Here is a 14370-nt window from a genome sequence, read left to right on the forward strand (position 1 = left end):
TGTTTATAAAAATATCAAAACCAACAAACATTCTTGTAACGTTTTAAAAAAACAGCTCATGATTAAATCAAAACAGAATTTTAAACTCCTACTTCATGTAAGTGCACTTACTATTGTTTTTTTTACTTCATTTAGAGTTCAAGGGCAAACCGTAGGCGTAAAAAATGAGGCCTATTTAGTAGATCATGTAAATCCTTTAATGGGTACAGATTCTAAAAAAAGTATGTCTAACGGAAATACGTATCCTGCAATTGCCACCCCTTGGGGCATGAATTTTTGGACGCCAATGACATCTAAAATGGGAGATGGCTGGACGTATAATTACGATGATGATAAAATTAGAGGCATCAAACAAACACATCAACCTAGTCCTTGGTTAAATGATTATGCGGCCTTTTCTTTTATGGCAGTCACAGGTGAATTAAAGTATCAAGAAGATGAAAGAGCTTCATGGTTTTCTCATAAAGCAGAGACGGTAACCCCTTATCATTATAGTGTCTATCTAGCAGAATATGATGTAGTCGCAGAAGTAGCGCCAACATCGAGAGCTGCACATTTTAAATTTACCTTTCCTGAAGCAGAGTCTTCATACATTATGTTAGATGCTTTTTTCAAAGGTTCCATGGTTAAAATTTTACCAGAAAAACGTAAAATTATTGGCTATTGCAGAAACAATAATGGTGGTGTGCCAGATAATTTTCATAATTATTTTGTCGCAGAATTTGATAAAGATTTTGAAATGACACACACTTGGAAAGACGATTGGGAACTTCAAAAAAACAACCTCAATAGCGAAGGAAAACATGTGGGTGCAATCATTGGTTTTAAAACCAAAAAAGGAGAAGTGGTAAACGTAAAAGTAGCCTCCTCTTTTATAAGTTTAGAGCAAGCACAACTAAATTTAGATAGAGAAATTGGGAAAAATTCTTTTATAGACACCAAAGAGAAAGCAAAAAATGCTTGGGAAAAGGAACTGAGTAGAATTAAAATTGAAGATGATAATAGTAATAACATCAAAACTTTTTATTCTTGCCTATACAGAGTCTTACTATTTCCAAGAACCTTTTATGAGTTTGATACAGATCATAAAATGGTGCATTACAGTCCATACAATGGAAACGTATTACCAGGTTATATGTTTACAGACAATGGTTTTTGGGATACGTTTAGAGCGGTTTTTCCATTTTTTAATATGATGTATCCAGAACAGAATAATAATATTATGGAAGGTTTGGCTAACACCTATAAAGAATCTGGATGGTTGCCCGAATGGGCAAGTCCTGGACACAGAGCTGTAATGATTGGTTCTAACTCTGCTCCAATTATTGCTGATGCCTATTTAAAAGGAACTATCAAAAATGAAAAAACTGCAGAAATTTTATTTGAAGCCCTACTAAAAAATGCCACTGTTGAAGAAGGCAGGCCTGTAAGATCTGTGGGGAGAGAAGGATTAAATTATTACAATACTTTAGGCTATGTCCCTTTTGATGTAAATATTAGAGAGAATGCTGCCAAAACCTTGGAATATGCCTATGCCGATTTTACAATTGGGCAAATGGCAGAAAAAATGGGAAAAAACAAAATTGCTAAAAAGTATTATGAGCAATCGTATCGTTATAAAAATGTATTTGATCCCTCAACAAATTTAATGCGAGGAAAAAATGAAGACGGTACGTTTCAAAGTCCTTTTGATCCATTAAAATGGGGGGGTGCTTTTACAGAAGGAAACAGTTTACATTATACTTGGTCTGTTTTTCAAGACATCGATGGATTGATCAACTTAATGGGTGGAAAAGATAATTTCATCAAACAATTGGATGGGGTTTTTACAATGCCTCCAAAATATGATGCCTCCTATTACGGAAAAGTAATTCACGAAATTAGAGAAATGGAAGTTGCAAATATGGGCAATTATGCGCACGGAAATCAACCCATACAACATATGATTTATTTGTATAATTATGCAGGTGTTCCATACAAATCCCAAGATAAAATTAGAACCGTTTTAACCAAATTATACACACCAACTCCAGATGGTTATTGTGGAGATGAAGATAATGGACAAACCTCAGCTTGGTATGTTTTTAGTGCATTAGGGTTCTATTCTGTAACGCCTGTGACTGATGAATTTATTATTGGAAGTCCGTTATTTAAAAAAGCTACATTAAATTTAAGAAACGGAAATACCTTTACAATTGAAGCAAAAAACAATTCTAAAAACAACTTTTATATTCAGTCTGCACGTTTAAATAATTCTGATTATCAAAACAGTTTTATTAAATGTAGCGATATTCAAAAAGGAGGTCATTTAGAATTTGAAATCTCTAATACTCCAAATAAAATTTGGGGAAGTAAAGCCGAAAACCTGCCATTTTCTTTAAGTAGAAAAAAATAAAATTAATAAATATTTAAGCTCAAATGAAACGTAAAACCATCCTTTTTTTATCTATTAGTTTTCTCTTTTGGGGATGCTCTTCATTGAAATCAAAGGTTGGAAATCAACAGCTATTAGAAAAAAATCAAAGACCAAATGTTATTTTTATTTTAACAGATGATCAAGGCTCTATGGATGTGAATTCGTATGGAGCAAAAGATTTGGTCACGCCAAATATGGATTATATTATAGAAAATGGAACTCGTTTTAATCAATTTTATGCATCCCCTGTTTGTTCGCCTTCTAGAGCTTCTTTATTAACAGGTAAAACACCTCAAAGAGCAGGTTTATCGGGGAATGCTGTGCCAGATTCAAAAGTAAAAAAGGGACTTCCTGGAACAGAATATACCATGGCAGAAATGTTTAAAGATGCAGGCTATGCCACCGCACATATTGGAAAATGGCATTTGGGAGATGCTCCAGAAATGACTCCAAATGCTCAAGGGTTTGACCATTCGTTTGGACACATGGTAGGCTGTATAGATAATTATTCGCATTTCTTTTATTGGAATGGTCCTAACAGACACGATTTATTCAGAAACGGAAAAGAAGTCTATTATGATGGACAGTTTTTTCCTGATTTAATGGTCAATGAAGCTTCTACTTTTATTGAAGAAAATAAAAAGAATCCTTTCTTTATGTATTTTGCTGTGAATATGCCGCATTACCCCTATCAGGGAGATGCTAAATGGTTAGACTATTATAATGATAAAGGGGTTTCATATCCCCGAAATTTATATGCTGCATTTATTTCAACTTTGGATGATAGAATTGGTGCACTACTTAAAAAACTAGATGAATTAGAAATCAAAGACAATACTATTATTGTGTTTCAGTCGGATAATGGCCATTCAACAGAACAACGTGCGCATTTTGGTGGTGGAAATTCAGGGCCTTATAGAGGTGCAAAATCGAGTTTGTTTGAAGGGGGTATTAGAGTTCCTGCAGCCATCACTTGGCCAAATAAAATACAAAAAGGTGCCATTAGAAATCAGTTTGGCGTGAATTCAGATTGGATGCCAACACTCGCAGAATTATGTGGAATTAAACTTGATTCACAAGATTTGGATGGTAAAAGCCTCGTCTCCATCATCCATAATGAAAAAGAAAAAACTCGGCATACAGAAGGCTATTGTTGGGAATATCAAGATATGTGGGTGGCTCGTAAAGGTCACTGGAAATTATTAGGAAATCCCAGAGATACGAGCAAGAAAACATATAAATTAAAAGAAAAAAGATTCTTGGTAAATCTTGATGATGATATTGGTGAGACTACAAATCTCGCCAAAAAATATCCAGAAAAAGTTATCGAATTAGAAAAACAGTATAGGAATTGGTTAAAACGCAATAGCAAGTAAATAATAACGTATGATTTTAGCAACTAGATTAATATTAATATTAATATTCGTTTTAAGTAGCATGCTAACGAATGCGCAAACAAAAATAATTGCGCATCGCGGATTTTCAGGGATAGCTCCTGAGAACACGCTTATTGCATTTCAAAAGGCTATTGACTGTAAAGCGGATTATTTCGAGTTGGATGTTCATAAAACAAAGAATGATTCAATTGTTGTTATTCACAATTCATCTGTAGATGAGACGAGTTCCAATGGTTTTAAAGGGGAAATTGCCGAACTAAATTATAGTGACTTAAGGGCTGTTAACGTTGGTTACAGTCGTAAATTTGGTGATATATACAAAAATGAAAAGATTCCAACTTTAAGAGAGGCCCTTGCATTGGCAAAAGGGAAGATTAAGGTCTGTATTGAAATAAAGGTTTTTGGGACAGAGAAAGAAGTTCTTAAAATTGTAAATGACCTTGGAGTCAAAGAGGATGTAATTATATTTTCTTTTAAGTACCCCGTATTGGCTAAAATAAGACAACTGGATACGGATATTTCAATCCTTTGGCTCATTAATAAAGCAGATAACATGACCCTAGAGTATGCTAAAATTATTGAATCGAATGCTATTGGAGTGGGGCCTGAAACTACGATTACAAAAGAGTCTCTAAATTTTGCGCACGAAAACGCTATTGAAGTGTGGAAATGGACTGTAAATAAAGAAGATGAAATGCAACGATTAATTGATCTTGGATTGGATGGGATAATCACTGATTTCCCTGATAAAGCTTTAAAGAAACTAAGCTCAAAATAAACGCTATTAAAGCAGGCGCTTATTCAAAACGTTAAAGCCATCTGCTGACAATTAATATATAAGTATTTTTTTAGAAAAAGATGTTCCTGAGGATTTTCCTAATAAAATATAAACGCCTGTTTTTAGAGAACTTACATCTAACGATTGCGTTTTAGCACTATTTTTAACATCCATAATTCTCGACCCTAAAATATTAAATAATTCCACAGATAAAGGTTCATCCAAGTCATGGTTTATTTCGATGGTTTTAAAAGTGTGGTTAACATAAATTGACACTTTTGATTTTAACATACCGTCTAATGATAATACGAGTCCAGAGTCCCACGATCCAGCATCGTTGCCATCAGATCCGAAATCAATAGGACTATTTTCGGTAGAAGCTACAGCACTATATTCAACAAAGCCTGTAGCTGCGTTAAACATTAAATTTGATGCTGATAAATCTGCATCAATTATAGAGGTTGCAAATACATCTCCTGAAGCTGCATCTAAAGCTGGTTGTATGTTATTGGTAATTGAATTTGTTAAACTAACTACTGTATTTGGAGTCACACCTATATTTGAAACAGCTGTTTCACTTCCATTATCTACAAAGTTACCATAGATCAAAGAATTCGAAATTGTGAATGGTCTATCCCCTTCTAATCGTATTCCACCGCCTTTAGATTGATTTAATGTAGCATTTATGACCGTATTATTAAAAATAGTCGTGTTTGTAATACTACTATTCTCATTGGCACCTCCTAAATATATAGCTCCTCCGTCATTTCCTGTCGCTATATTATTTACAAAAGTACAGTTGCTCATCACTAATTGTCTGCCTATTGTTGTCACAGCAATTGCACCGCCTCTACTCCCTGAGTTGTTGTTAAAAAGAGAGCCTGAAATGGTTAATGTACCCGTACTCCCCGCTAAAATAGCACCTCCATTAGCAGAAGATGTATTGTTTTCAAAAACACAATCTGTAATTATTAAATCGGAAGCTTGTGTTAAATTAAAAACAGCCCCCTGTAAAGTAGTAGTTACGTTTTGAAATGTGATGTCTTCAAAAGAAATACTAAGTCCCCCAGCAGAAATATTGAACATTCTATCAGTCGCGGTAACCACAGCATCTGATTGCCCCTTAAAAGATAATGATTTATCAATTTCTAATACTCCAGATTGATTAAGTGCTCCAACTAAGATGATTGTATCCCCATTAGAGGCTGTTTGAACCGCAGTGTTTATGGTTGTAAAAGCTGTAGCCTCTGTTAAACCATCCGAGCCATCTCCATCTACTTTTACATAGTAAATGTTATATGTTTCAGCATAAAAATCATTGGTTTGTATTGTATTAGACGCTGGAGAAGTCCCTATTGTGTTTGTGGCTTTTAACCTGTAAAAATAGTTCGCTTGCTGTAAATCTGTATCTGTATATGTTTCTGTATCTGCAGGAAGTGTTGCTATGGTCTGAAAGTTTACTCCATCTGGTGAGCGTTCTAAAATATAGTTGTCTTCTTCCATAGATACATCATGCCATGTCAGCTCTAAATAATGTTCAGAATCTGTAAATACATAATTATAAGGGAATAGTCTTCCTGGTGTATCTGGTAATATACCATGTGTCGTTCTATCTTCAAGTTGTGCTAAATATAAAGATTGTATTAAAAGGTCTTCTCCAGTTCCTTCAATGTATCCTGCTGGATGATCAAAAGGACCATCTCCATTAACAGTGGCATCACAACCAACAGCATAATTTTGACCAATAGGTGGTTTTTGAATTGCGATTTGATTAGAAGGTGCATCAATATTCCAAGCCACACCGTTCGTGACTGTCCAACCATGCCCCGTTCCATAACTCCCTCTATTGTGCAAGCCTAAAATACCACCAGTTGTATTGGTATTTGTCCAAGTAATATTATCCCAAAGTATGCCTTGCCCCCAACGTCTATGCGACTCAGAACGCGTGTAATCTCCCGAAGAGGAGCAATTTGTAAACACAATTCCATTCACATCACTGGCTCCATTGGCAACAAAGGTATGCCTGCCATTAGATGCGACACAATTTTCAAAAAGAATATTGTTACAAAAGTCCGTTACTTCGAAATTGTATCTCCATCCCCCAGAAATTGGACCGTGCATATCGAGTACTTTGGTATCTATTACAGAACAACGCGTTGCCTCATCGAATTTAACGCCTTGGTCACTCACTCTTAAAATGGTGACGCCTTGAACCCAAGAATTATCGACACCAATCATGTTAATGCCTACTTTGACATGGTCTCTACCTGTAACTCCTGAAGATTCTACAAATATCCGTAGGTTTTCAATACCACACTCTTTTAATTGACTGTTCCCATTGTAGGTATATACATAGGATTGCGATAAAGACCGGTCTAATACATCATAAATAGGAGTTGCCACCTGAATTTTGTTGCCTTCTATATTCGTAATATGTCTATTGAAAACTAAATTTATTGTATTGGGTTCCCACGGAGCGTCAGTGCCTACACCCCCATTATCTACGGCTTCTATCCATGCTGCTGTGCTCGGATGTTTGATGATGATATTATCACCAATATTATAAACGGATGCATCTGCAACTTCAATCGTTCTGCTACCCGCTGGAATATAAGGGCTCACAATATCTTGTCGAGTTCCTGCAACCTGTCCTCCGAAACCACTTTTGTTATTCGTACCAATTCTAATTAGTGTTCTTTCGTCTGGAATGTTCCCTGCGCCTATAATAATTGTATTTAATGCTGCATCTTCACCATCGCCAGAACCCCGAAGTACAACGCCGCTACTGTTTATGATGAGTTCACCACTAACAGAATATTCTCCTGGTGATAATAACAATGTTCCTCTATGTCCATTAGCATTTAGTGATAATGCTTCTACTTCGTCAATTGCTGCTTGAATATGTGCTGTATTATCTCCAGCCACAGGGCTTATTTGTCTTACGACTGCTACGTTTGGCAACGCTTCTTCACCATTTTTATAACCTACATAACTGAAATCTGGAATGTGGTTCCCATCAGTATCGGAGACATACACCAATTGATCAGAGTTATTGTGGAAAAGGATAGAGGATTCGTATTGTGCCTGTATGGAGTTTGATACGAAAATTAGAAAACAAATTGTAGTCATCTTCAAATAAGCACTTTTTTTCATAATTTATATTTTAATAATTCTTTACAGAGAGGTTTCTAATAAAAACACAAATGAACACATATTCATTAATTTAAAATTAATATTTACTTAATATGAAACGTTATTGAGATAAACCGACTCTAAAACACAACATAGCAGCAGCGCAGCTAAAGGAATTTTTAAAAGATTAAACGTGGGGATTCTGCTAAAGATAACGGAAATACGCTTACCATTGAAGCATAAAAATAAATTAAAAAACAAACACTTGAGGAGACTTCGATACTCCAAATAAAATTATCCTTAATATCATCCAAAATAATTGGACTATTTCGTTTAAATTAAGTACTATTGATAAAATAAATTAAAACTCATGACCAAAAATGTAATCACATTATTTTTCTTCTTTTATTTGATCTTATTATCATCTTGTGATGAAAAAGGATCAAAAAATACTGAGAATACAATGACTGCCCCCAAAGGAATGGTTTGGGTAGAAGGAAAAACCTTTTTACAAGGCGCAAAACCTTTAGATAAATTTGCAATGGAAAGAGAAAAACCGGCCCACAAAGTTACTGTAGATGGTTTTTTTATAGACATTACCGAGGTCACAAATGGACAGTTTAAAAATTTTGTGAAAGCTACACAATATACCACCATAGCAGAAAGAAAAATAGATTGGGAAGAAATGAAAAAGCAGTTACCTCCTGGCACTGAAAAACCACATGATTCTATTCTTCAACCTGGTAGCCTCATCTTTAATAAAAACATAAACGCTGTAGCTAATATGAATAATTACCAGCAATGGTGGACTTGGAAAATTGGTGCTAATTGGCAACATCCAGAGGGACCAAATTCTTCTATAGATGGAAAAGATAACCATCCTGTCGTTCATATTGCTTATGAAGACGCAGTAGAGTATTGTAAATGGGCCAACAGACGTTTACCAACAGAAGCTGAATGGGAAGCCGCAGCTCAGGGAAAGACTGACGACGCTATTTATACTTGGGGAAATAATCCTTCGGTTTTAAATGCAAATGCTAATACTTGGCAAGGAATTTTCCCTGTTAAAAATGAAAGTATTGATGGGTTTGAATTTATTGCTGACGTAAAATCTTATCCACCAAACAGTATCGGGCTTTATGATATGTTAGGGAATGTATGGGAAATCACCGGAGATTTATTTAATGTTAATCATTATAAAGAAATAGACAATTCTAAAGGTCTTGTCAATCCAACAGGAGCGAAAAAATCTTACAGTCCAAATAATCCTTACCAAATAGAATATGTAATGAAAGGCGGTTCATTTTTATGCCATGCTTCTTACTGTGCCAGCTTTAGAATTTCTGCAAAAATGGGAGTAAGCTCAGATTCTGGATCAGATCATATGGGGTTTAGAACGGTCGCAACGGCAAAAATGCTCAAGGGTAAGAATTAATTTCAAACAAATTTCCTTCAAAATAGTTCGAGTTTAGGCACTTTGCCTCCACCCTGAAAACCCTTCTTAATTGAGGGTTTTTTTGTTATAACTGCAACAGCCTATAGAGTTAGTATAGGCTGTTACGGATATAAAAATGGACTTCATCTTCTGTAAAAGTGAAGATTAAAAAAGCTAAAATAAGAGTGTTTTTCTCATTTAGTATTTAACAAACCTTTTCGTTGATGATTTAACACCATCTGAAACCTCAATAAGGTAAATACCTACAGACAAAGAGCTTACGTCAATGGCATGTGTGTTATTGGCTTTTAAAATAATTTGCCCCAATCTATTATATACTTTTAAATCATAATTATTTAAACCTTTAATATGTAACTTATCAGACGTAGGGTTTGGATACATAATAAACTTCAGGTTTTCGTTGTCTCCATCATAAGAAGATAAACTAGAGTCTTCCACAATAACCGTTCTTGTAACTTCTGTGGCGGCATTGCCAGCAACATCACTTACGTTATAAGAAACAGTATAAGAACCAACGGTCTGAGTGTCTACATCACTAACATCAGTTGTGATATTAGAGGTTAATACAGTATCATCATCATAATTATCTGTAGCTGTTGCGCCACCATCTGCGTATGTAGATCCAACTTCAATAGTTACGATCCCTTCGCCTGTAAGTGTAATGACGGGCACTGTTGTATCTACGACATTAACCGTTCTTGTAACTTCTATAGCGGCATTGCTAGAAGCATCCGAAACATTGTAAGTCACGGTGTAGCTTGCAACGACATCAGTATCTACATTATTTACAGTAATTATATTAGAGCTTAATGCGGTATCATCATCATAGTTGTCGGTAGCTGTAGCACCGGCATCTGCGTATGCAGTTCCAACTTCAATAGTTACAGTCCCTTCGCCTGTTAAAGTAATGACTGGAATGCTAGTGTCTACGACATTAACCGTTCTTGTAACTTCTATAGCGGCATTGCTAGAAGCATCCGAAACATTGTAAGTCACGGTGTAGCTTGCAACGACATCAGTATCTACATTATTTACAGTAATTATATTAGAGCTTAATGCGGTATCATCATCATAGTTGTCCGTTGCTGTAGCACCGGCATCTGCGTAGGTAGTTCCAACTTCAATAGTTACAGTCCCTTCGCCTGTTAAAGTAATGACTGGAATGCTAGTGTCTACGACATTAACCGTTCTTGTAACTTCTGTAGCGGCATTGCTAGAAGCATCCGAAACATTGTAAGTCACGGTGTAGCTTGCAACGACATCAGTATCTACATTATTTACAGTAATTATATTAGAGCTTAATGCGGTATCATCATCATAGTTGTCGGTAGCTGTAGCACCGGCATCTGCGTAGGTAGTTCCAACTTCAATAGTTACAATCCCTTCGCCTGTTAAAGTAATGACTGGAATGCTAGTGTCTACGACATTAACTGTTCTTGTAACTTCTATAGCGGCATTGCTAGAAGCATCCGAAACATTGTAAGTCACGGTGTAGCTTGCAACGACATCAGTATCTACATTATTTACAGTAATTATATTAGAGCTTAATGCGGTATCATCATCATAGTTGTCGGTAGCTGTAGCACCACCATCTGCGTAGGTAGTTCCAACTTCAATAGTTACGATTGCTTCGCCTGTAAGCGTAATTACGGGCACTGTAGTGTCTACGACATTAACTGTTCTTGTAACTTCTATGGCGGCATTGGTAGCAACATCACTTACGTTATAAGAAACAGTATAAGAACCAACAGTTTGAGTATCTACAGTACTTACATCAGTGACGATACTCGCAGTTAATGTTGTATCATCATCATAATTATCTGTGGCTGTTGCGCCACCATCTGTGTATGTAGTTCCAACTTCAATAGTTACAATCCCTTCGCCTGTTAAAGTAATGACTGGAATGCTAGTGTCTACGACATTAACTGTTCTTGTAACTTCTGTAGCGGAATTGCCTGAAGCATCCGAAACATTGTAAGTCACGGTGTAGCTTGCAACGACAGTAGTATCTACATTATTTACAGTAGTTATATTGCTTGTAATATCCCCATCAATATTATCACTCGCAGTTGCACCTGCATCTGTATAAGATGTTCCAACCTCCACTGTAACTGTAGGTTCGCCTTGTAGAGTAATGACTGGTATTATTGAGTCTAAAAAATTAAGCCCAGAATTCCAGGAGCCTGCATCCTCGCCATCCGAACCAAAATCAATTGGACTATCTGTTCCTTGAGCAACAGCATCATATATTACGTTCCCAGTTAATAAGTCGAAACTTAGATTGGAAGCTGTTAAATCTGCCGCGATTACTGAAGTCGTAAAAGAATCGTTTGCAGCAAGGTTTGGTGTAATTTTTTTAGATAACGAATTAATTAAATTTAATTCAACATTAGCAACAACGCCAATATCAGAGGGTAAATCAGTTGTGCCATTGGTTACAAAATTTCCATAAATTAAAGAGTTTTGTATTGTAAAAGGTCTTGTTCCTTCTATTCTAACACCAGCTCCTTTGGATTGATCTTGTGTATTATTGACTTGATTATTAAAGATCGTAGTATTCGTAATACTACTTAGACTGTTATTAGCGGCTAAGTATAATGCTCCACCATCAACACCCGTTGCCGTATTATTTACAAAAGTAGATCCTGTAACAATTAATTGCCTTCCCACAGTTGTTATAGCGACTGCACCTCCTCTATTGGCGCTATTTCCATCAAATAAAGAATTGGTAATTGTTAAAACTCCAGTACCACCTGCTAAAATAGCACCACCATTATTAGCAGTCGAAACATTATTTTTAAAAACACACCCCGTTAATGTTAAATCTGAGTTTTGAGTTATCGTAATAACAGCACCTGGGTTTGAAGTAGTCGCATCTTGAAATGTAATATTTGTGAATGAAATTGTCTTGCCTGCTGTATTTATAACATACATTCTAGCACTCGCACCTGTAATCGTTGCATTAGTTTGCCCAACAAAAGAAATCGATTTTCCTACCCCAACTTGACCTGTTTGATTGATAGCCCCTACAATAATAATGGTATCGCCATCTGAAGCAGCTACAACAGCATTGTTTACAGTTGTAAAAGCATTCTCTTCAGACAAACCGCCATTGTTGTTTCCTCCAACTTTAACGAAATAAGTGTCTGGACCGCTAGTGTCTACGACATTAACCGTTCTTGTAACTTCTATGGCGGCATTGCCTGAAGCATCCGAAACATTGTAAGTCAAGGTGTAGCTTGCAACGACAGCAGTATCTACATTATTTACAGTAGTTATATTGTTAGTAATATCCCCATCAATATTATCACTCGCAGTTGCACCTGCATCTGTATAAGACGTACCTACCTCAACTGTTACTGTAGGGTCACCATTTAGAGTAATGACTGGTAGTGTTGTGTCTGATGACAACAATGTGAGTCCAGAGTCCCATGCCCCAACATCATTACTGTCAGATCCAAAATCTATTGGACTATCTTCCCCTACATTTACTGCGTCATATTCAACTTTCCCAGTAGTGGGATTAAATGTCAAGTTAGACGCTATAAGATTTGCTGGAGTACCTAAATTTCCTTTAATTCCTGTTATAGAACCAGTACCTTCATCTTGATTATCTATATTAGTAGTAATCCATTGTGCGATAGAAGTCTCAAAAGTTTGTGTTCCATTAGAACCTCCACCCCAATCTGATGGTCCACCGGTACCATTATTCGTTTTATTATCATAAAACAAGCTATTGCTAACTGTAGTATTTCCGTTATCTGTTCTTATGGTTCCATAGTCTTGGTTAGCACTACCAGTTGTATTTTGAAAAAACGTACAGTTTGTGATACTATTAGTACTAGCAGCTTGTGCAACATATAAAACAGAGCCACCAGCAGAAGTTGCATTAGTTGTTTCATTGTCATAAAAAGTAGAACCTGTTATGGTGAAATTTGCTGAATTAGCATACAAAGCACCTCCTTTTGTAGCTGCAGAATTAGTTTTAAAAAGTGAATTAGTGATTGTAATTGTCCCTGATTGACCAAAAATAGCACCTGCTTCATCTGAAGAAGTGTTATTTTCAAATGAGCTGTCTATTATATTCAAATTTCCATTGGCAAAAAATAGGGCGCCACCACCAGCTCCATTAGTTACAGAGTTACCTGTTAAGTTACAATTGTTGAAGGTTACTGTAGCTCCAGCAATATTATTAAAAAGTACACTACCACCTGCAAGGGTTGTACTATTGCCTGAAAATGTAAGATCTTTAAAAGTCACATTTGCCGATGTTGCTCCGTTTATCGTAAATAGCCTCTTATTTCCACTAGCTCCAGTTATAATTGAGTTAGCATCCAGGCCTTCTATTGTAAAGGCAAAATTCTTTGTTGTTAAATTAGCTCCATCGGAAGTAATTGTTCCTATAATTACAAGTTTATCTCCTTCAGAGTTTATTTGCCCTAGTGCAGTTCCAAAGTTGCCATATGCATTTGATGCACTAGTACCATCCATATTACCAACAGCTGTAGATGCCACGTAAATGATGTCTTGAGCCACTAAGTTTAAGCTAAAAAAAATAGTTAGTAGTAGTGTGGTTAGTGTAGTTTTATTCATAATTGGTAAATTTTGATGATTATAGTTTTATTTATTATAATTTCTATCAATTATACATTATTACTATTAATTTAATATTAATTATTGATTAACAAGGAAAGCTGTCTTAGACAAGAGTTCCATTTTAACCGATTTATAAAATAGTGGTTGCTAAACAATCTAAGGAGTGAAAAGGGAGTTGGAATGCTAAAAATTTAAATTTTATATTTTTTTCTTAAAAATAAAAGCTCAGTTCTAGAGCATACTCCAAGTAGTGTTTTATAAATCAGATTTTTTGGGAATAACTACACTAAAAATGATTGTAGAATATTAAAACCTCTTTTAAGACTTACATAGAGGATTCAAACAACTAAATAATTTTGTAAACTCAGGATGTATAAAAACAGTAGCGGTTTAGTAATTAAATTAGAAGCAAATAAATATAGAAAAAGGTTTCTTTAAACGAAAAAGTAAGGAGTTAAAATCCGCTACTATTCTTATACTAGACCGATGATGCACATTCATATCAAACGATTCAATTCTTTTAAATCCTCACCAAAATAGTTCGACTTTAGGCTCTTTGCTCCACGGTATTATTCCCAAGAATAGCTTTTTATTT

At 35.6% G+C, this 14370-nt stretch carries 6 protein-coding genes; 4 read left to right on the forward strand and 2 right to left on the reverse strand.

Annotated features, from left to right (window positions below):
- The first annotated feature begins 58 nt into the window (after positions 1-58).
- Genes FORMB_RS01465 through FORMB_RS01475 form a run of 3 tightly spaced genes read left to right on the forward strand, consistent with a single transcriptional unit; the run spans position 59 to position 4591 of the window.
- Positions 59-2395 (forward strand): GH92 family glycosyl hydrolase, encoded by a 2337-nt coding sequence (locus FORMB_RS01465; RefSeq protein WP_069675765.1) that lies wholly within the window; start codon positions 59-61, stop codon positions 2393-2395.
- A gap of 23 nt (positions 2396-2418) precedes the next feature.
- Positions 2419-3792 carry a sulfatase-like hydrolase/transferase gene (locus FORMB_RS01470; RefSeq protein WP_083243881.1) on the forward strand — a complete coding sequence of 458 codons (1374 nt, stop codon included), beginning with the start codon at positions 2419-2421 and terminating at the stop codon, positions 3790-3792.
- Between the two features lie 10 nt (positions 3793-3802).
- Entirely contained in the window at positions 3803-4591 is a 789-nt protein-coding gene (locus FORMB_RS01475; protein ID WP_083243882.1) for a glycerophosphodiester phosphodiesterase, read from the forward strand.
- 51 nt (positions 4592-4642) lie between these two features.
- On the opposite strand, the gene FORMB_RS01480 is transcribed toward FORMB_RS01475, so the two are convergent.
- Positions 4643-7744, reverse strand: a complete 3102-nt coding sequence (locus tag FORMB_RS01480; protein ID WP_083243883.1) for a T9SS type A sorting domain-containing protein — start codon at positions 7742-7744, stop codon at positions 4643-4645.
- A 349-nt stretch (positions 7745-8093) separates the two neighbouring features.
- On the opposite strand from FORMB_RS01480, the gene FORMB_RS01485 reads away from it, so the two are divergent.
- Positions 8094-9158, forward strand: coding sequence for a formylglycine-generating enzyme family protein (locus FORMB_RS01485; protein WP_069675768.1), 1065 nt, complete (start codon positions 8094-8096; stop codon positions 9156-9158).
- Between the two features lie 198 nt (positions 9159-9356).
- Here the strand turns inward: FORMB_RS01485 and FORMB_RS01490 are convergent, their stop codons facing one another.
- On the reverse strand, positions 9357-13772 hold the full coding sequence (locus tag FORMB_RS01490) for an immunoglobulin-like domain-containing protein (RefSeq protein WP_069675769.1): 4416 nt from the start codon (positions 13770-13772) through the stop codon (positions 9357-9359).
- Positions 13773-14370: the final 598 nt, after the last annotated feature.

It is taken from the genome of Formosa sp. Hel1_33_131, assembly GCF_001735745.1.
Classification (GTDB): domain Bacteria; phylum Bacteroidota; class Bacteroidia; order Flavobacteriales; family Flavobacteriaceae; genus Hel1-33-131.